General features: G+C 65.7%; 21 protein-coding genes and 1 tRNA gene. 11 read left to right on the top strand and 11 right to left on the bottom strand.

Annotated elements, in window-relative coordinates; translation table 11 throughout:
- Window positions 1–64: 64 nt before the first annotated feature.
- The 5 genes from ACFPU0_RS01375 to ACFPU0_RS01355 form a co-directional block, all read right to left on the bottom strand.
- Window positions 65–140, bottom strand: a tRNA-Phe gene (locus tag ACFPU0_RS01375).
- Window positions 141–216: 76 nt separating this feature from the next.
- On the bottom strand, window positions 217–489 hold the full coding sequence (locus ACFPU0_RS01370) for an oxidative damage protection protein (RefSeq protein WP_377691001.1): 273 nt from the start codon (window positions 487–489) through the stop codon (window positions 217–219).
- Window positions 486–1,553, bottom strand: a complete 1,068-nt coding sequence (gene mutY / locus ACFPU0_RS01365) for an A/G-specific adenine glycosylase (RefSeq protein ID WP_377691000.1) — start codon at window positions 1,551–1,553, stop codon at window positions 486–488. Before mutY ends, ACFPU0_RS01370 begins: the two co-directional genes overlap by 4 nt.
- Window positions 1,550–3,781, bottom strand: coding sequence for an AsmA family protein (locus ACFPU0_RS01360; protein WP_377690999.1), 2,232 nt, complete (start codon window positions 3,779–3,781; stop codon window positions 1,550–1,552). Before ACFPU0_RS01360 ends, mutY begins: the two co-directional genes overlap by 4 nt.
- 320 nt (window positions 3,782–4,101) lie before the next feature.
- On the bottom strand, window positions 4,102–4,500 hold the full coding sequence (locus ACFPU0_RS01355) for an acetyl-CoA sensor PanZ family protein (RefSeq protein WP_377690998.1): 399 nt from the start codon (window positions 4,498–4,500) through the stop codon (window positions 4,102–4,104).
- 129 nt (window positions 4,501–4,629) lie between these two features.
- On the opposite strand from ACFPU0_RS01355, the gene hisB reads away from it, so the two are divergent.
- The 7 genes from hisB to ACFPU0_RS01320 all read left to right on the top strand — a co-directional run bounded on the left by hisB (window position 4,630) and on the right by ACFPU0_RS01320 (window position 9,601).
- On the top strand, window positions 4,630–5,223 hold the full coding sequence (gene hisB, locus ACFPU0_RS01350; RefSeq protein WP_377690997.1) for an imidazoleglycerol-phosphate dehydratase HisB: 594 nt from the start codon (window positions 4,630–4,632) through the stop codon (window positions 5,221–5,223).
- The gene (hisH, locus tag ACFPU0_RS01345) at window positions 5,223–5,861 is read left to right on the top strand and encodes an imidazole glycerol phosphate synthase subunit HisH (RefSeq protein ID WP_377690996.1); all 639 of its coding nucleotides are present in this window, start codon (window positions 5,223–5,225) and stop codon (window positions 5,859–5,861) included. Before hisB ends, hisH begins: the two co-directional genes overlap by 1 nt.
- Window positions 5,862–5,865: 4 nt before the next feature.
- The gene (locus ACFPU0_RS01340) at window positions 5,866–6,126 is read left to right on the top strand and encodes a DUF2164 domain-containing protein (RefSeq protein ID WP_377690995.1); all 261 of its coding nucleotides are present in this window, start codon (window positions 5,866–5,868) and stop codon (window positions 6,124–6,126) included.
- Window positions 6,127–6,210: 84 nt separating this feature from the next.
- Entirely contained in the window at window positions 6,211–6,954 is a 744-nt protein-coding gene (gene hisA / locus ACFPU0_RS01335) for a 1-(5-phosphoribosyl)-5-[(5-phosphoribosylamino)methylideneamino]imidazole-4-carboxamide isomerase (RefSeq protein WP_377690994.1), read from the top strand.
- A gap of 96 nt (window positions 6,955–7,050) precedes the next feature.
- The gene (gene hisF / locus ACFPU0_RS01330; protein WP_271409630.1) at window positions 7,051–7,821 is read left to right on the top strand and encodes an imidazole glycerol phosphate synthase subunit HisF; all 771 of its coding nucleotides are present in this window, start codon (window positions 7,051–7,053) and stop codon (window positions 7,819–7,821) included.
- Window positions 7,822–7,956: 135 nt separating this feature from the next.
- Window positions 7,957–8,712, top strand: a complete 756-nt coding sequence (locus tag ACFPU0_RS01325) for a substrate-binding periplasmic protein (protein ID WP_377690993.1) — start codon at window positions 7,957–7,959, stop codon at window positions 8,710–8,712.
- A 133-nt stretch (window positions 8,713–8,845) separates the two neighbouring features.
- Complete coding sequence (locus tag ACFPU0_RS01320) at window positions 8,846–9,601, top strand: substrate-binding periplasmic protein (protein WP_377690992.1); 756 nt, start codon at window positions 8,846–8,848, stop codon at window positions 9,599–9,601.
- Between the two features lie 304 nt (window positions 9,602–9,905).
- Here the strand turns inward: ACFPU0_RS01320 and ACFPU0_RS01315 are convergent, their stop codons facing one another.
- The 4 genes from ACFPU0_RS01315 to gpmI all read right to left on the bottom strand — a co-directional run bounded on the left by ACFPU0_RS01315 (window position 9,906) and on the right by gpmI (window position 14,979).
- Window positions 9,906–10,670 carry a divergent polysaccharide deacetylase family protein gene (locus ACFPU0_RS01315; protein WP_377690991.1) on the bottom strand — a complete coding sequence of 255 codons (765 nt, stop codon included), beginning with the start codon at window positions 10,668–10,670 and terminating at the stop codon, window positions 9,906–9,908.
- A 1-nt stretch (window position 10,671) separates the two neighbouring features.
- Window positions 10,672–11,985 (bottom strand): S41 family peptidase, encoded by a 1,314-nt coding sequence (locus ACFPU0_RS01310; protein ID WP_377690990.1) that lies wholly within the window; start codon window positions 11,983–11,985, stop codon window positions 10,672–10,674.
- Window positions 11,986–12,016: 31 nt separating this feature from the next.
- Window positions 12,017–13,282: a murein hydrolase activator EnvC family protein gene (locus ACFPU0_RS01305; protein ID WP_377690989.1), complete on the bottom strand. Its 1,266-nt coding sequence runs from the start codon at window positions 13,280–13,282 to the stop codon at window positions 12,017–12,019.
- Window positions 13,283–13,443: 161 nt separating this feature from the next.
- On the bottom strand, window positions 13,444–14,979 hold the full coding sequence (gene gpmI / locus ACFPU0_RS01300) for a 2,3-bisphosphoglycerate-independent phosphoglycerate mutase (RefSeq protein ID WP_377690988.1): 1,536 nt from the start codon (window positions 14,977–14,979) through the stop codon (window positions 13,444–13,446).
- A gap of 167 nt (window positions 14,980–15,146) precedes the next feature.
- On the opposite strand from gpmI, the gene ACFPU0_RS01295 reads away from it, so the two are divergent.
- The 3 genes from ACFPU0_RS01295 to secB are packed head-to-tail and all read left to right on the top strand — an operon-like array spanning window position 15,147 to window position 16,324.
- Entirely contained in the window at window positions 15,147–15,560 is a 414-nt protein-coding gene (locus ACFPU0_RS01295) for a rhodanese-like domain-containing protein (protein WP_377690987.1), read from the top strand.
- Window position 15,561: 1 nt separating this feature from the next.
- Window positions 15,562–15,837, top strand: coding sequence for a glutaredoxin 3 (gene grxC / locus ACFPU0_RS01290; protein ID WP_377690986.1), 276 nt, complete (start codon window positions 15,562–15,564; stop codon window positions 15,835–15,837).
- 16 nt (window positions 15,838–15,853) lie between these two features.
- Window positions 15,854–16,324 (top strand): protein-export chaperone SecB, encoded by a 471-nt coding sequence (secB, locus tag ACFPU0_RS01285; RefSeq protein ID WP_151137988.1) that lies wholly within the window; start codon window positions 15,854–15,856, stop codon window positions 16,322–16,324.
- Between the two features lie 198 nt (window positions 16,325–16,522).
- Here the strand turns inward: secB and trmL are convergent, their stop codons facing one another.
- Window positions 16,523–16,984 carry a tRNA (uridine(34)/cytosine(34)/5-carboxymethylaminomethyluridine(34)-2'-O)-methyltransferase TrmL gene (trmL, locus tag ACFPU0_RS01280; protein ID WP_377690985.1) on the bottom strand — a complete coding sequence of 154 codons (462 nt, stop codon included), beginning with the start codon at window positions 16,982–16,984 and terminating at the stop codon, window positions 16,523–16,525.
- Between trmL and ACFPU0_RS01275 the strand changes: the two genes are divergently transcribed.
- Window positions 16,983–17,423 (top strand): hypothetical protein, encoded by a 441-nt coding sequence (locus ACFPU0_RS01275; protein ID WP_377690984.1) that lies wholly within the window; start codon window positions 16,983–16,985, stop codon window positions 17,421–17,423. The genes trmL and ACFPU0_RS01275 overlap by 2 nt on opposite strands.
- A gap of 578 nt (window positions 17,424–18,001) precedes the next feature.
- Here ACFPU0_RS01275 and ACFPU0_RS01270 read toward each other — a convergent pair.
- Window positions 18,002–18,244: a hypothetical protein gene (locus ACFPU0_RS01270; protein WP_377690983.1), complete on the bottom strand. Its 243-nt coding sequence runs from the start codon at window positions 18,242–18,244 to the stop codon at window positions 18,002–18,004.
- Window positions 18,245–18,335: the final 91 nt, after the last annotated feature.

Below are 18,335 nucleotides of genomic sequence, written 5' to 3'. Positions count from 1 at the left end.
GCAAAAAGGAGGGGCAGAAAACAAAAAGCCCCAGCGCATGGCTGAGGCTTTTTGTCGGTATTAGTGGTGCCCAGGGACGGAATCGAACCGCCGACACGGGGATTTTCAATCCCCTGCTCTACCGACTGAGCTACCTGGGCAACGGGGCGCTATTAAACGGATTTGCCGGCCCCTCGTCAACACCCTTTCAAAAAAATTTTTAACTATTACGGGCGCTTACGCGCTTGGGGGTACATAGCCCTCGGCCTGGGCGTAGTCTTCGCCCGAGAGGAACTTGTCCATTTCGGCCTGGAGGAACTTGCGGTCCTCGGCGTTCATCATGTTCAGGCGACGCTCGTTGATCAGCATGGTCTGGTGGGCCTGCCACTCGTCCCAGGCCTTCTTCGAGACGTTGTTGTAGATGTCCTCGCCCTTGGCGCCCGGATACGGCGGACGCTCCAGGCCCGGCAGTTCCTCTTTGAATTTGCGGCACATCACGGTGCGGGTCATCGCGTTTCTCCTGCATTCAATACGTCGGCCGCGCGCTTGAGCAGCTTCTTCACCGGGGCGGCTAGCCCCAGGCGCGGCGGGGTGGCGAGGTTATACCAGAGCCAGTCGCCCTCGGCCACGGCGGGGGCGCTGCCTTCCACCTGCACCAGCCAGGGTTCGATGGCCAGCTGGAAGTGGCTGAAGGTGTGGGTCAGGCCGGGAAGTTCGCGACGCTCGCCAAGGTGCAGCGAATGCTGGCTGGCGAGCGGGGCGAGGGCGGCGAGGTCGTCCAGCTCCGGCAGGCTCCAGAGTCCGCCCCAGAGGCCGCTCGACGGGCGCCGGTAGAGCAGGATGGCGCCGTCGCGGCTGGCCAGCAGCGGCATCAGGGTGCGCTTTTGCGGCAGCGCCTTGCGCGGTTTCGGGGCGGGGTAGGCGGTTTCCCGGCCGAGCAGGTGGGCACGGCAGCCCGCCTGCAGCGGGCAGAGCAGGCAGCTGGGCTTGCTGCGGGTACAGAGGGTGGCGCCGAGGTCCATCATCGCCTGGGTGTAGTTGTTCACCCGCTGCTGCGGGGTGAAGCGCTCGGCCACGTCCCAGAGCTGTTTCGCCACCTTCGGCTCGCCCGGATAGCCTTCCTGGGCGACGTAGCGGGCCAGCACGCGCTTGACGTTGCCGTCGAGGATGGGCGCGCGCAGCCCCATGGAGAGGCTGGCGATGGCGCCGGCAGTGGAGCGGCCGATACCCGGCAGCTCGGACAGCTGATCCACATCACGGGGGAACTCGCCGCCGTATTCGGCCACGACCTTCTGCGCGGTCTTCTGCAGGTTGCGCGCGCGGGTGTAGTAGCCGAGCCCGGTCCAGAGGTGCAGCACTTCGTCTTCCGGCGCCGCCGCCAGGGCCTGCACTGTGGGCAGGGCCTCCATGAAGCGGTCGAAGTAGCCGAGCACGGTGCTGACCTGGGTCTGCTGCAGCATGATTTCGGACACCCAGACGCGGTAGGGCGTGATGCCCTGCTGCCAGGGCAGGTCCTTGCGGCCGTGACGGTCGTACCAGTCGAGGACGGCGCTGGAGAATTGCTCGGGAGTCATCGCTTGAACAACCCCTTGAGCGCGTCCTTCAGTTCCGGGCTGACCTTGTCGCCGAGCTTTTCTTCGAGCTTCTCGGTGAGCTTCTCGCCAGCCAGCTTGCCGGCGATCTTGCCCATGCCGTCCTTGTCCAGGCGACAGGCCTTGGCGCCCAGTTCCAGCGGGCCGCGGCAGCGCAGCGGCCACTCGATGCCGACGTAACGTTCGTTGACCTGGCAGGCCGGGTCCGGCATCTCGCTCTTGTCGCCCTGGATTTCCACGCCAACCCGGTAGTCCAGGCCGAGCACGCGCAGGTCCACGGCGCCGTCACCCTTGACGCTGAGGCCGGGGATGCGTGCGCGCAGGTCGGGGTTGCTGGCCACGCCGTTGTTGAAGGCGAGCGAGCCCTTGAGTTCCTCGAAGGGGGTTTCCTTGCCGCCACGGGTGCTGGTCAGCTCCTTGCGGTTGAGGGTGGCGATGCCCTGGCAGAGTTGCTGTTCGAGGTTCGCGTCGAGCAGCGCGCCGTCGTTGAGGACGAAGCTGGCGCTGCCGTTGAGGCCGTCGATCCAGGCCTTCTGGCTGTTGCCGCTGGTATTGAGGTCGGCGGTCATGTCCAGCAGGCCGCGCACCGGCGGCTTCTGCTCCTGGGCCTCGAGGAGTTTTTCCACCGGTACCTTGCTGATGCGCTTCTGGCCCTTGAGCAGCGGCACTGCCGGGCGCGCGTCGATCTGCGCGTTGGCCTGGAAGCTGCCGCCGAACAGGCCGCCACGCAGATCCTCCAGGGTCAGCAGGCCGCCCTTGCCGTTGGCCTTGAGGTTGAAGTCGTTCATCGGCAGCTTGTCCACGGTGAACTCGGCGAGGCTCAGGGTCGCTTCCAGGTCCACCTTGCGCAGTTGGTCCACCGGCAGCACCGGCGCTTCGCTCCAGGCGGCCTGGGTCGGCGCGTTGGGTAGCGGCGTGTTGCCCTGGGTGGCGGCGGCCACGGCGGGCTTCACCTCGGCCTGGCGGGCGGTCTGGACTTCCTTCCTGGTCTCGGATTTGGGCGGCAGGTAGCGGTCGAGGTCGAACCTGTCGCCCTTGAGCTGGACGCGCACGGCCTTGTTGGCGAAGTCGGCCACGGCCAGGCGGCCGCTGAAGGTGCTGTCGTCGAGCTTCAGGTTCAGGCCCTCGAAGGCGACGCTGTTGCTGCCGCCATTGAGCTTGGTCACCAGCTCGAATTTCTGCAGGGTAGTGGCGTCGCGCATGGGCGGCAGCTCGAAACCGACACCGGTGAGGAACTCGCGCAGGTTGACCGGGGCGATGGACAGGCCGCCTTCCAGGCGGGCGTCCTTGTTCAGGTCATGGACCTTCAGTTCGCCGAGTGCACGCAACTGGTTGGCGGTCAGCTTCAGGCTGTTCCACTCGGCCACGTTGGCGGCCAGGTCCGCCAGCAACTGGCCCTGGGCGTTGAAGACCAGGGTCTTGCCCTTGAGCGGCTCGCCCGAGGCTTCGCCGCTGAGCTTGAGGTCTTCCAGCTGGTAGCGCTTGAGGGCGCGGTCGAAGCGCAGGTTGGTGGTCAGTTCGGTCTTGGCGCGCAGCACCGGCTGGTTGGTGCCGAAGAAGGCGCTGAGCTTGACCGGGACGCTGGCGCCTTCGCGGATGGCGCCGGTGGTGAGTTCGATGCCTTCGGCGCTGAACTGCTTGCCGCTCTTGGCGTCGGTGTAGTCGATGCGGGCGTTGTGTACGGTGAGGCTGTCGATATCCAGCTTGACCGGGCGCGTGGGTTCCGCGGCGGTGGGCGCCGGTTGTGCCTCGCCGGCCGATGCCGGGCTGGCGGGGGCGCCGGCCTGGGCGCTTTCAGGTTTCCTGGCCGGGCGGCCTATGCCTTCCCAGTTGCCCTGGCCCTTGTCGTCGCGCTGCAGGTCGAGGTCGAGGCCTTCGACGCGGATGTCGCTCATCTGCACTTCGCGGCGCAGCAGCGGCAGCACGCGCACCGAGAGGCCGATCATGTCGAGGTCGGCGAAGGGCTTGTCCGGGGTGGTGGCGCTGGCCAGGGTGGCCTCATGCAGTTCCAGGCCGAGCCAGGGGAACAGGCTCCAGCCGATGTCGCCCTTGAGGGTCAGCTCCAGGTTGGCCTTGTCCCGGGCCAGTTGCTGGATTTCGTCCTTGTAGTCGTTCGGGTCGAACAGGTGGGTCAGGGCGAAGCCCAGGGCCACTATGATCAGCAACAGCCCGAGGAAGATGAGGCCCAGGATTTTGCCGAAGGCTTTCATTGGCCAGTCCTTGTGATGGGTCGCGTGAATTTGAGGTGCCGAGTATAGCGCCGGGCCATCAGCCATGGCGTGTGGCGGCGCTGGCCTCGAACAGCGGGTATCGGACGTTGGATGGCGAATTGCGCCGACGGTTCAGCCCATGGCCTGATCCAGCACACGGTGGCGCTCATTTCAAGGATGGGTTGAGCCTGCGATGCCCATCGCGTCGCACGGTCATGATGGGTATCGCTTCGCTCCACGCCATCCTACGCGCCCACAGTTCGTAGGGTGGAAATCCACGAAGGGGATTTCCACCGCTTTCCAGCGCGGATGTAACCGCGTCAGAGGCTTTCCAGCGGCAGGTGCAGGCGCGCGGCCAGGGCCTGGCTTTCCAGGTGGTCCCCGGGGGCCGCCAGGTGCAGGGGTTTGCCGGACTCCCGGGCCAGGCGTGCGGCTTCTTCCACCAGGCGACGCCCGACGCCACGGTGGCGGGTCACCTTGCGCACGCAGAGGTGGGACAGCCGCCAGTGCGGCCCGCAGCGCTCCACCAGGGCCGCTCCCAGCAGGCGGTCGTTGAAGCGTCCGGCCACCAGCAGGCCGTCGGCCAGGCCGCGCTCCACCAGTTCGGTGGCATCGGCGTAGGGGGCCAGCAGCCAGTCCGGGGCGTCGGCATAGATCTTCGCCAGGTCGGCGCGATCCTGCTCGGACGGGCTGTTCAGGGTCTCGACTATCACGGGCATGGCGGCTCCTGGAGGGCATGGCGAGGGCAGCCCGGCAGTGTAAACCCCGCCGACCGCCGTCGGTAGCGGTGCCGAGGGCCGGCGTCCTATAATGGCGCTCTTTTTCGTGAGCCTTTTGTGGAGCTGGTGATGGCCGAACGCACGGCATCCGTCGAACGCAATACCCTGGAAACCCAGATCAAGGTCTCGATCAACCTGGATGGCACTGGCAAGGCACGCTTCGATATCGGCGTGCCCTTCCTCGAGCACATGCTCGACCAGATCGCCCGTCATGGCCTGATCGACCTGGACATCGAGTGCAAGGGCGATCTGCATATCGACGATCACCACACCGTGGAAGACGTCGGCATCACCCTCGGCCAGGCCTTCACCAGGGCGCTCGGCGACAAGAAGGGTATCGTCCGCTACGGCCATTCCTACGTGCCGCTGGATGAGGCCCTGTCCCGCGTGGTCATCGACTTCTCCGGCCGCCCCGGCCTGCAGATGCACGTGCCCTTCACCCGCGCGGTGGTCGGCGGCTTCGACGTCGACCTGTTCCAGGAGTTCTTCCAGGGCTTCGTCAACCACGCCCTGGTGAGCCTGCATATCGATAACCTGCGCGGGCACAACACCCACCACCAGATCGAAACCGTGTTCAAGGCCTTCGGCCGCGCCCTGCGCATGGCCATCGAGCGCGACCCGCGCATGGCCGGCCAGATGCCTTCCACCAAGGGCGTGCTCTGATGCAGACGGTTGCAGTCATCGACTACGGCATGGGCAACCTGCACTCGGTTGCCAAGGCCCTGGAACACGTCGGCGCCGGCCGCGTGCTGGTCACCAGTGACGCCGCCGTGATCCGCGAGGCCGACCGGGTGGTCTTCCCCGGCGTCGGCGCCATTCGCGATTGCATGGCGGAGATCCGTCGCCTGGGCTTCGACAGCCTGGTGCAGGAAGTCAGCAAGGACCGTCCCTTCCTCGGCATCTGCGTCGGCATGCAGGCCCTGCTGGAACGCAGCGAGGAGAACGACGGCGTCGATTGCATCGGCCTGTTCCCCGGCCAGGTGCGTTTCTTCGGCAAGGACCTGGTGGAAGACGGCGAGCACCTGAAGGTGCCGCACATGGGCTGGAACGAGGTGGAGCAGAGCGTTGCCCACCCGCTCTGGCACAACATCCCGGACCGGGCGCGCTTCTACTTCGTGCACAGCTACTACATCGAGGCCGGCAACCCCAGGCAGGTGGTCGGTCGCGGCCACTATGGCAAGGACTTCGCCGCTGCACTGGCCGAAGGTCCGCGCTTCGCCGTGCAGTTCCACCCGGAAAAGAGCCACACCCACGGCCTGCAGCTGCTGCAGAACTTCGCCGCCTGGGATGGCCGCTGGTAAACCGATGAGTCGCGCGAAGAAGACTCCCGCCCTGCAACTCGACGCCACCCAGGTCGATGGCGCGGTGCTGGCGATCAAGCGCTTCATGGCCGATCGCTTCGAACTGGAACTGGGCTCCTTCGAGGCCGAGGAAGTGCTGGACTTCTTCGCCCGGGAGTTCGCGCCGCATTTCTACAACAACGCGATCTTCGATGTGCAGGCGCACCTGAAGGACAGGTTCGAGAGCATCGAAAGCGACTTGTGGGCGCTCGAAAAAAGCAGCTGAGAGCCTCAAGCTGCAAGAGAAACAGATGCGCATGCTTGCAGCTTGTGGCTTGCAGCTTGCGGCTCTTTTGACGAAGGAAAAAGCATGCTGATTATCCCCGCTATCGATCTGAAGGACGGCGCCTGCGTGCGTCTGCGCCAGGGCCGCATGGAAGATTCCACCGTGTTCTCCATTGATCCGGTGAGCATGGCCGCCAAATGGGTGGAGGGTGGCTGCCGCCGCCTGCACCTGGTGGACCTCAACGGCGCCTTCGAAGGCAAGCCGGTGAACGGCGAGGTGGTCACCGCCATCGCCAGGCGCTACCCGAACCTGCCGATCCAGATCGGCGGCGGCATCCGCTCCCTGGAAACCATCGAGCACTACGTCAAGGCTGGCGTCAGCTACGTGATCATCGGCACCAAGGCGGTGAAGGAGCCGGAGTTCGTCACCGAAGCTTGCAAGGCCTTCCCGGGCAAGGTGATCGTCGGCCTGGATGCCAAGGACGGGTTCGTCGCCACCGATGGCTGGGCTGAAGTCAGCGGCGTGCAGGCGGTGGATCTCGCCAGGCGCTTCGAGGCCGATGGCGTCTCCGCCATCGTCTACACCGACATCGCCAAGGACGGCATGATGCAGGGCTGCAACGTCGAGGCCACCGCGGCCCTGGCCGCCGCCAGCCGCATCCCGGTGATCGCCTCCGGCGGCATCCACAACCTCGGCGACATCGAGAAGCTGCTGGCCGCCAAGGCCCCCGGCATCATCGGCGCCATCACTGGCCGCGCCATCTACGAAGGCACCCTGGACGTCGCCGAGGCGCAAGCCTTCTGCGACCGGCAGGCAAAAGCCGAATAAGGCGCTGGAGGCTGGAGGCCGAACGAGGGCCGAGTCGCTTTTTCGTTCAGCCTTCAGCCTTCAGCCTCCAGCGATTCCAAGAAGTGGGAGGCCAGCATGGCCCTTGCCAAACGCATCATCCCCTGCCTCGACGTGGACAACGGCCGCGTGGTCAAGGGCGTCAAGTTCGAGAACATCCGCGACGCCGGCGACCCGGTGGAAATCGCCCGCCGCTACGATGAGCAAGGCGCCGACGAGATCACCTTCCTCGACATCACCGCCAGCGTCGACGGCCGCGATACCACCCTGCATACCGTGGAGCGCATGGCCAGCCAGGTGTTCATCCCGCTGACCGTGGGCGGTGGCGTGCGTACCGTGCAGGACATCCGCAACCTGCTCAATGCCGGTGCCGACAAGGTGTCGATCAACACCGCCGCTGTCTTCACCCCCGAGTTCGTCGGCGAGGCGGCCTCGCGCTTCGGCTCCCAGTGCATCGTGGTCGCCATCGACGCCAAGAAAGTGTCGGCCCCGGGGGAAACACCGCGTTGGGAAATCTTCACCCATGGCGGGCGCAAGCCCACCGGCCTCGACGCCGTGGCCTGGGCGAAAAAGATGGAAGACCTGGGGGCCGGCGAGATCCTGCTCACCAGCATGGACCAGGACGGCGTGAAGAGCGGCTACGACCTGGGCGTCACCCGCGCCATCAGCGAGACCGTCGGGATTCCGGTGATCGCCTCCGGCGGTGTCGGCAACCTCGAGCACCTGGCCGCCGGCATCCTCGAAGGCAAGGCCGACGCCGTTCTGGCGGCGAGCATCTTCCACTTCGGCGAGTACACCGTGCCCGAGGCCAAGGCCTACCTGGCCAGCCGCGGGATCCTGGTGCGCTGAGCACGATTCTTGCCTGACCTTCGCCCAGGCTGCGCCGTGTGACGGAGTTCGCAGCCTGGGCTGCTGATGCCCGAGCCTTGTTACCGCGAGGTTAAGCTCAGCGCATTCCCCTTCTTTCCTGCAAGGTAGCCGCAAATGTCGAAACGCCTGCTGCTGGCGCTGGCCGGTACCCTGATGGTATTGGCCGGCGCAGCTCGCGCCGAAGTGGACGAGAACTACAGCGTGGTTCTGCTGACGGAAAACTTCCCGCCCTACAACATGTCGATCAACGGGAAGAATTTCGCCCAGGAAGACAACATCGACGGTATCGCCGTCGACATCGTGCGCGAGATGTTCAAGCGCGCCGGGGTCAAGTACAGCCTCACCCTGCGCTTTCCCTGGGACCGCATCTACAAGCTGGCGCTGGAGAAACCCGGCTACGGCGTGTTCGTCACTGCGCGTCTGCCCGAGCGGGAGCAGTCCTTCAAGTGGGTCGGACCGATCGGCCCGGACGACTGGATCATGCTGGCCCGTGCCGACAGCCCGATCGCCCTCGGCAGCCTGGACGACGCGCGCAAGTACAAGGTGGGCGCCTACAAGGGCGACGCCATCGCCGAATACCTGGCCCAGCAGAAGCTCGAACCGGTCACCGCCCTGCGCGACCAGGAAAACGCCAGGAAGCTGGAGAAAGGCCAGATCGACCTCTGGGCCACCGGTGACCCGGCCGGCCGCTACCTGGCCAAGCAGGAAGGCGTGGGCGGCCTGAAGACCGTGCTGCGCTTCAACCAGGCCGAGCTTTTCCTGGCGCTGAACAAGGAGGTCCCCGACGAAGTGGTGAAGAAGCTTCAGGGGGCGCTGGACCAGATGCGCGCCGAGGGCTTCGTCGACGAGATCCTCAAAAGCTACCTGTAGACAGACTTGAACGACCGGCCACGAGCCGGTCGTTTGCCATTGCCATGGAAGGCAGGACAGACGTCCGTGGGTGGGGAGCCCACGCAAGGAAGCCGCTTTGCCACAACCACAACTCCAAGCGAGCGGTATGACCATGCAGAAGCTGATCCAACGAGCCCTGACATTGGGCCTGATGTTCCTCGCCTTCACGGCGCGCGCCGATTTGCCGGCGGACTACAAGGTGGTGTTGCTCACTGAGAACTTCCCACCTTTCAACATGGCGGTGGATGACAAGAACTTCGCCCGTGACGACGGCATCGACGGCATCAGCGCCGATATCGTCCGCGAGATGTTCAAGCGCGCCGGCATCAACTACAGCCTGACCCTGCGCTTCCCCTGGGACCGCCTCTACCGTCTGACCCTGGACAAGCCCAGCTACGGCCTGTTCTCCACCACTTTCACTCCTGAGCGCCAGCCGCTGTTCAAGTGGGTCGGCCCCATCGCCAAGACCGAGTGGGTGCTGCTCGCCCCGCCGGGCAAAAACCTCGCCATCAAGGACCTGAAGAGCGCGTCCCAGTACCGCATCGGCGCCTACAAGAACGACGCAGTGAGCCAGCACCTGGAGAGCCAGGGCATGGCGCCGCAGAACGCCCTGCGCGACCAGGAGAACGTGCAGAAACTGCTCAAGGGCCAGATCGACCTCTGGGCCACCACCGATCCGGTGGGCCGCTACCTGGCCAAGCAGGAAGGCGTGACCGGCCTGCAGACCGTGCTGCGCTTCAACAGCGCCGAGCTTTACCTGGCCTTCAACAAGGACACTCCGGACGAGGTCATCGAGCGCCTGCAGAAGGCCCTGGACCAGATGCGCAGCGACGGCTTCGTCGACGAGATCACCCAGAACTACCTCTGAGTCTGCTTCGCTCAACCCATCCTACGAGCTTTTTTGTAGGGGCGATTTCAATCGCCAAGGGCGGCGAAGTTGCCCCATGAGGGTTTGCAGGGCAGACCTGCGGCCTGCCTGGCGAATGAATTCGCCCCTACAGGGCGCGCGTCGTCTGTTGTGGGCGCGAATTCATGCGCGATGCTTTTTTGTAGGGGCGATTTCAATCGCCAAGGGCGGCGAAGCTGCCCCATGAGGGTTTGCAGGGCAGGCCCGCGGCCTGCCTGGCGAATGAATTCGCCCTCACAGTTGATCCAACGCCAAGATCGGCCGCCTACCGGTAAACCCCCGCCCTGCCATGGGCCGCCATGGCGCGGTTGCCGCGCAGGGCGATGAGCATTTCCACGTCGATCAGCTCGAAGCCCCGTGCTTTCATGCGCGGCAACTCGCGTTCGAGCAGTTCCAGGGTGGCCGGGTGCGGGTGGCCGATCATCAGCGCCGAGCCCTGCTTGCGCGCCAGCGCGAGGGCGGCCTCGAACTGCGCCGCCACCGCCGCCGGGCTCTGGTCGTCATCGAGGAAAATATCCCGCGAGAGGCTCGCCAGCCCCACCTTCTGTGCTTCGGCCGCGGCCACCGTGGCGGCGCTGGTGCGGCTGTCGATGAAGAACCTGTGGTCCTGCTGCAGGCGCCGCATCAGCCAGGCCATCGCCGGGCGCTCGGTGGTCATGCGGCTGCCCATGTGGTTGTTCAGGCCGCGGGCATGGGGCACCTGGCCCAGGGCTGCGTCCAGGCGCTGCTCCAGCTTGCCCGTGGATAACCCCGGGTGCCAGGCATAGGGACCGGTGGCAGGGTCCATGGGCAGGTGCAGCATCACCGTCTTGCCGGCGGCGTGGGCGGCTTCGGCCAGTTCGCGGGAATGGCGGGTATCCGGGAGGATGGACAGCGCCACCGGGCCGGGGAGGGCGAGGACGCGGCGGTCGCGGGCCGGGGTCTGGCCCAGGTCGTCGATCACCAGGGCCAGGCGTGCGGGCGATGCGGCGCAGGCACCGGCCGCCGTCGCGCCCAAGCACAGCGCCAGCAGCCAGCCGCCCCACTTCATGTCAGTTCTGGCGAGTGACGTTCAGGCCCTTCAGCAGGTTGAGGGCCTGGCTCAGCTGGAAGTCGTCGTCCTGCGGTCGCGGCTGCTGCACCTTGCCCTTGCCGCTGGGCTTGTCGGCGCCGCCATTGCCGTTGCCCAGGTGGCCGGCGAGGTCGGCTTCCTTGAAGGATTCGGAGTCCTGTTCGCGGGTGACCTTGGCGCGCGCCACCTCGATGTCCGGGACTATGCCCTGGGCCTGGATCGAGCGGCCGTTGGGGGTGTAGTAGAGCGCGGTGGTCAGCTTCAGGGCGCGGTCATTGTTCAGCGGCAGCACGGTCTGTACCGAGCCCTTGCCGAAGCTGTCGGTACCCATCAGCACGCCGCGTTTGTGGTCCTGCAGGGCGCCGGCGACGATCTCCGCGGCCGAGGCGCTGCCGCCGTTGATCAGCACCACCAGCGGTACGCCTTCGCTGGCGTCGGCCGGGTCGGCGGAGAAGCGCAGCTCGGAGTTGGCGATGCGGCCCTTGGTGTAGACGATCAGGCCTTTGCGGAGGAAGTGGTCGGAGACTTCCACCGCCGCCTGCAGCACGCCGCCGGGATTGTTGCGCAGGTCGAGGACCAGGCCGCTCAGGCGGCCGTCGTTGTCCTTGCGCAACCTGGTCAGGGCCTTGCCGACTTCTTCACCGGTATTGACCTGGAACTGGGTGATGCGCAGGTAGCCATAGCCCTGCTCCAGCAGCTGGCTCTTCACGCTCTTGACCTTGATCGCCGCGCGGGTCAGCTCCACGTCGAAGGGCTGGCCGCCATCGCGCACCAGGGTCAGGGTGATCTTGCTGCCGGCCTTGCCGCGCATCTTGTCCACGGCTTCCATCAGCGAGATGCCCTTGGTGGGCTGGCCGTTGATCTTCACGATCAGGTCGCCGGGCTGGATGCCGGCCTTGGACGCCGGGGTGTCATCGATGGGGGAGACCACCTTGACGAAGCCGTCCTCGGTGCCGACCTCGATGCCGAGGCCGCCGAACTCACCGCTGGTGCTTTCCTGCAGCTCCTGGAAGTCTTCCGGTGCCAGGTAGGCCGAGTGCGGGTCGAGGTTGCTGAGCATGCCCTTGATGGCGTTCTCCAGCAGGGTCTTGTCATCCACCGGTTCGACGTAGGCGGACTTGATGCGGTCGAGTACTTCGGCGAAGGTTCGCAGTTCGTCCAGCGGCAGCGGCGCCTTGCCGTTCACCGCCGTGGCGGGAAGGCTTGCCGGCTCCTCTGCGGCCAGCAGCTGCGAGGCGCCGCCGAGCAGCGCCAGTGCCATGGCCAGGGAAGTGAGGCGGGACAGATGCGGCATGCGAACTAACTCCTGCTAGATGAGGTGGCGCCTATCCTTGCGCGCGGCACCACTGTGCCGGGTCGGTGGGTCGGCCCTGCTGGCGTATGGCGAAGTACAGGGCGGGCGTGTCCTGCCCGCCGCTATTGCCGACCGTGGCGATGGATTCGCCCGCTTTCACGATATCGCCGGCATTTTTCAGTAGGCGCTGGTTGTGCCCGTAGAGGCTCAGATAGCCGTTGCCATGGTCGAGAATGACCAGAAGCCCCGCGCCGCGCAACCAGTCGGCGAAAACCACGCGGCCGCCATGCACGGCGCGAACGGCACTGCCTTCGGCGGCGCCGATCAGCACGCCGTCCCATTTGGCGCGGGAATCGCCGCCACGGGCCGAGCCGAAGCTCGCCACCAGGCGGCCGTTCACCGGCCAGGGCAACTGGCCGCGGGCCTTGGCGAAGGGACCGCCGAAATTGCCGCCGGTACTGGATACCAGTGTACCGCTGCTCTTTCTGGCAGGAGTGCCGGCCTGTTGCTCGCGCAGCTGGCGTTGCTGTTCCGCCAGGGCACGCTTGCGCGCTTCCTCGGCTTCACGGGCTTCACGCTCCTGGCGGGCCAGGGTCTCTTCGATGGTTTTCAGCACCTTGCCCAGCTCGGCCTGGTCCTGCTGGCGGGCCTTGAGCTTCTTGTCGCGGTCGCTGACGTCCTGGTTGAGCTTGGCCAGGGCCTGCTGGCGTTCCTGGCGGGCGGCGGCCAGTTGCTCGCGGCGCCCGTCGAGCGCGGCCTTCTGTTCGTTCAGCTGGTTCTGCTGGGCGGTGATTTCCTGCTCGACATTGGCCAGCTGGCGCAGGGTCTCGTTGAAGGCGGCGAGCTGTTCCAGGCGAGCCTTGCTCAGGTAGTCGTAGTAGGTGAGGGTGCGGGCGAATTTCTCGGGATGCTGCTGGTTGAGCAGCAGCTTGACGTATTCCTGCTGGCCGCTCTGGTAGGCGGCGCGGGCCTGGATGCCGATCAGGCGTTGCTGTTCAGCGCGCGCGTCCTGGAGTTTTTTTTTCTCCCCGTCGAGGCGCTGGACCTCGTCCTCGCTCTTCCTGAGCTCCTGCTGCAGGTCCTTGACCTGCTGTTCCAGGTTGCCCATCTCGGTTTCGGTCTTCTTCAGGTCGGCCTGGACGCCGGACTTCTCCTGCTGCAACTGCTGCAGGAGCTTCTTCAGCTCGGCGACGTCCTTGGCGGCCTGGTCCAGCTGCTGCCGGGTTTCGGCGCGCTGGTCGGCCATGACCGGGGTGATCAGGCTGGCGAGGATCAAGAGGGCGAGGGCGCGAAACATGGGGCTTGGGGCACCGGGGGGAGGGGTTCGGCCTAGTATGCCTAAAAAAGCAGCGGCAAGCTGCAAGCCTGAAGCGTCAAGCAAGAGCGGAAGCCGGGGCGGATCGGCGTGGCGGGCTCGTGGAGCCCGCCTGGCTTCAGGCCACTCCGCCGGCGGCAGTCTTACTGCAGCTCGACTATGGTCTTGCCGGTCATTTCCGCCGGCACCGGCAGGCCCATCAGGGTCAGCAGGGTCGGGGCCACGTCGGCCAGCACGCCGCCTTCGCGGATCTTCGCCGGGCGCTTGCCGACATAGATGAAGGGCACCGGCTCGCAGGTGTGGGCGGTGTGCGCCTGGCCGGTCATCTCGTCTTCCATCTGCTCGACGTTGCCGTGGTCGGCGGTGATCAGCGCCTCGCCGCCCACCTTGTCCAGGGCCTCGACGATGCGGCCGACGCAGCTGTCCAGGCATTCCACGGCCTTGACCGCGGCTTCGAACACGCCGGTGTGGCCGACCATGTCGCCGTTGGCGTAGTTCACCACGATCACGTCGTAGCGCAGGTTTCCGATGGCGTCGACGATCTTGTCGGTCACCTCGGGGGCGCTCATTTCCGGCTGCAGGTCATAGGTGGCGACCTTGGGCGACGGGATCAGGATGCGCTCTTCGCCTTCGAAGGGCTCCTCGCGGCCGCCGGAGAAGAAGAAGGTCACGTGGGCGTACTTCTCGGTCTCGGCGATGCGCAGTTGGGTCTTGCCGTTCTTGGCCAGGTACTCGCCCAGCACGTTGTCCAGGGATTCGGGCTTGAAGGCGCTGGGTGCGGGGATGCTCGCCGCGTACTGGGTCAGCATCACGTAGCCGGCCAGCTTCAGCTCGCGCTGGCGGGTGAACTCCTTGAAGCCCGGCTCGACGAAGGCGCGGGACAGTTCGCGGGCGCGGTCGGCACGGAAGTTCATGAAGATCACGGCGTCGCCGTCTTCCACCCTGACCGGTTCGCCGATGCTGGTGGCCTTGACGAATTCGTCGCTCTCGCCGCGCTCGTAGGCGGCGGCGAGGCCTTCAGCTGCGGTGGCGGCGGAGAACTCGGCCTGGCCTTCGGTGATCAGGTTGTAGGCGGCTTCCACACGGTCCCAGCGGTTGTCGCGGTCCATGGCGAAGTAGCGGCCGATCAGGCTGGCGATGCGGCCCTTGCCGAGGCGGGCGAAGGTTTCGTCCATCAGCTTGATGGAAGGCTCGGCGCTCCTGGGCGGGGTATCGCGGCCGTCGAGGAAGGCGTGCAGGTAGAACTTCTCGGCGCCGCGCTGGGCGGCCAGTTCGGCCATGGCGACCAGGTGGTCCTGGTGGCTGTGCACGCCGCCTTCGGAGAGCAGGCCCATGAAGTGCACGGCCTTGCCGGCGGCCACGGCCTTGTCCACGGCTGCGGTGATTTCCGGGTTGGTGAAGAAGTCACCGTCGCGGATCGCCTTGGTCACGCGGGTGAAGTCCTGGTACACGACACGGCCGGCGCCCAGGTTCATGTGGCCGACTTCCGAGTTGCCCATCTGGCCGTCGGGCAGGCCGACGTCCATGCCCGAACCGGAAATCAGGCCATGGGGCCGGGTGGCGCGCAGACGGTCGTAGACCGGGGTCTTTGCGGCATAAATGGCGTTGTACTCGGGGCTGTCACTGTGACCGAAACCGTCCAGGATGATCAGGACCAGGGGTTTGGGCGTGGCTGTCATAAAGTCCGACTCTTCTGCTGCAAAGGGTGGAAAGTAGCGGGCACGGGCCCCGGAAAAAGACGCGGCATTCTACGGTCTGGTTCCATTGGCGTCACCGCTGGACGGGGTTTGGCCGACCTGTGGGGCTGTGTATACTGGCCGGCATTTTACCGTCCCGGAAGCCGACGATGCTCGCCCATCTGATTGAATTTGCCTTTAACCACTATGTACTGAGTGGATCGTTCGTGGTGCTGCTGGCCCTGCTGCTGGCCCACGAACTGCGCCGCAGCGGCCGCGCCATCTCCACCCGCGAGCTGACCTCCCTGGTCAACGGCGGCCAGGCCGTGGTGCTGGACGTGCGCGCCAACAAGGATTTCTCCGGCGGCCATATCGTCGACGCCCTGAACATCCCCTACGAGAAACTGTCCGGCCGCATCACCGAGCTGGACAAGCACAAGGACAAGGCCATCATCGTCGTCGACGCCATGGGCCAGCACGCCGGCACCGTCTGCCGCGACCTGAAGAAGGCCGGCTTCAACGCCATCAAGCTGTCTGGAGGCATCGGCAGCTGGCGTGGCGACAATCTGCCGCTGGTGAAGTGAGATGGCCGATATCGTCGTCTATTCGAGCGCCTGGTGCCCCTACTGCATCCGTGCCAAGCAACTGCTGGACAGCAAGGGCGCCAGGTACGAGGAGATCAGCGTCGACGGCAACCCCGCAGTTCGCGCCGAGATGACCCGCAAGGCCGGGCGCACCTCGGTGCCGCAGATCTGGATCGGCCAGGCCCATGTGGGCGGCTGTGACGACCTGTATGCCCTGGAACGCGCCGGCAAGCTCGACGCCCTGCTCCAGGCCCGCCCGCAAACGGAAACGCACTAGAGAACAAGGCAGACCCATGACCGAACAAGCAAGCAACGGCGAAAACCAGAACCCGCAGTTCTCCCTGCAGCGCATCTATGTGCGCGACCTGTCCTTCGAAGCGCCGAAGAGCCCGGAAATCTTCCGCCAGGAGTGGGCGCCGAGCGTCTCCCTGGACCTTAACACCCGCCAGAAGCAACTGGACGGCGACTTCCACGAAGTGGTGCTGACCCTGTCCGTGACCGTGAAGAACGGTGAGGAAACCGCCTTCATCGCCGAAGTGCAGCAGGCCGGCATCTTCCTGATCAAGGGCCTGGATGCGGCTTCCATGAGCCACACCCTGGGCGCCTTCTGCCCGAACATCCTGTTCCCCTACGCCCGCGAAACCCTGGACAGCCTGGTTGTCCGCGGCTCCTTCCCGGCGCTGATGCTTTCCCCGGTGAACTTCGACGCCCTGTACGCCCAGGAGCTGGCACGCCTGCAGGCCGCCGGCGAGGCCCAGGCCTGACTCATCCGGCCACACGAAAAAGCGCCCTTCGGGGCGCTTTTTCTTTGTCCGGGAGAAGGGGCGAGAGAAGGTTGTAGGGGCGAATTCATTCGCCAAGCAGGCCGAAGGTCTGCACCTTGGAGGTATCCGAGGGGCCGCTTCGCGACCCTTGGCGAATGAATTCGCCCCTACAGGAACATGCGCCTCTGCAGGCGACTCTCAATCCAGGCTGAACCCCTGCTGCCGCCATGCCTCGTACACCGCCACGGCCACAGTGTTGGACAGGTTCAGGCTGCGGCAGTTGGGGCGCATGGGCAGGCGCAGGCGCTGCTCGGGAGGCAGGCTTTCCCGAACCTCCTGGGGCAGGCCGCGGCTTTCCGGGCCGAAGAGGAAGGCGTCGCCCTTCTCGAAGGCCACTTCGTGGTAGAGCCTGGTGCCCTTGGTGGTGAAGGCGAATACCCGGGGCTGGCCCAGGGCTGCCAGGCAGCTTTCCAGGTCGCCGTAGCGCTTGAGGGTGGCGTACTCGTGATAATCCAGACCCGCGCGGCGCAAACGCTTGTCGTCCAACTCGAACCCGAGCGGTTCGATCAGGTGAAGGTGGCAGCCGGAATTGGCGCACAGCCTGATAATGTTTCCAGTATTCGGCGGAATTTCCGGTTGAAACAGGATGACGTGAAACATGCGTGGCCTCGAGCCCGAAGACGGGCGGCATTCTACCCCCGATGATGATCCGCGACCGAGCCTGTGGCCGCGCTTTTTGTTCTCCCTTGCCCTGTTTGGCTTGCTGGTGGGCCTGATGATCGGCCGGCTCACGGCGCCGGAGCCGGTGCACCTGGAACGCATCGAGGTGCACCAGGACGGCCTGGCGCTGTGGTTCGACCATGAGCCGCAGGTGCGTACCGAAGCCCTGGAAGGGGCCTATGCCCTGGTGCTGGGTGCGGATGGGCAGACGGCGCGTGGGCAGCTGACACTGGGCACGGCGCCGGTGAGCTGGAAGGTGCTGCGCTCGAATGAAGGGGTGATGGTGCGTTTCGTCGCGGCGCGGCCCCTGCGGGGCGAGTGGCATGCTGCCGAGGTGGACGGGCGCTGGCGGCTGGATGTGAGCCTGAGCGCCGAATAAGAGCGGGGAATCCCCGGCCTGCCTGTACCGAGGTCCCCGAAAGGGTGGTCGCCCGCTGCGGCTGGCGACGCTGTACTGCGACGGGCCCTTGCGGGGCCTGGCGGCTGGAATCCAGCTCGCCTGTGGATAAAAGAGGGGATTCCCCGGCCTGCCTGTACCAAGGCCCCCTGAAACCTGGCCGCCCTTGGGCGGCGCCGTCCTGCATCCGGCCCTTTCGGGGCCGTGGCGGCTGGAGGTCAGCCTGCCTTTCATAAGAGTGGGGATTCCCTGGCCTGCCTGTACCAGGGCCCCCAAAACTGCTGTTGTCTGGTCTACTGCAGAGGACGTGCCAATTTCTGAATCGGTGCCGAGAAAATTCCTGCGAATAAGCTGGAGGCCGCGAATTTACTGGCCCCGATGAAATCGCCGACGTGCCGGGGAGTGCTCTGGCAGGCGCCTTTCGGGTTGCCGGAGGCCTTTGGCTGAAGCACTTTTTTGAGGCAGGACGGCCGTCCAGGCACCAGAGATGGTCCTTTTCGATAGCCGGCTAATCACTGCGCGGAACGAGAGTGCCCCGCCGAAGCGGGGCCGGGACGGGATCAATGGTCGATGGCGGGGAGGTAGGACTCGGTGGATCGGCAGTCGCGGAGCCTTTCCACCTTGAGCGACAGGCTCTTCGGCGCGCGGATACCGATTCTCGATCGGCCGTGTGCCATGGGCCCCATTACTATCTCGATGCCGGACGTGCGCAACGTCCGGATCAGCTCGGAATCGCTGTAGCCGTCCGTGGCTTTCAGCCGGAGTACATCTCCTTCCTGGCGAACACCTACATGTAACTGCATGGGATTTTCCTGTCTCTGATTCAGGTCCGGGCAGCATCCCGCCTGGCTCCGTTGCAGTCCATGGCGTCGGATAAAACCGGCATTTTCGTAC

The sequence above is a fragment of the Pseudomonas sp. GCM10022186 genome (genome assembly GCF_042656385.1).
In the GTDB taxonomy this organism is placed as follows: Bacteria; Pseudomonadota; Gammaproteobacteria; order Pseudomonadales; family Pseudomonadaceae; genus Metapseudomonas.
Note: the sequence above shows the minus strand (reverse complement) of the source record. Positions and strands in the feature narration are given on the sequence as shown.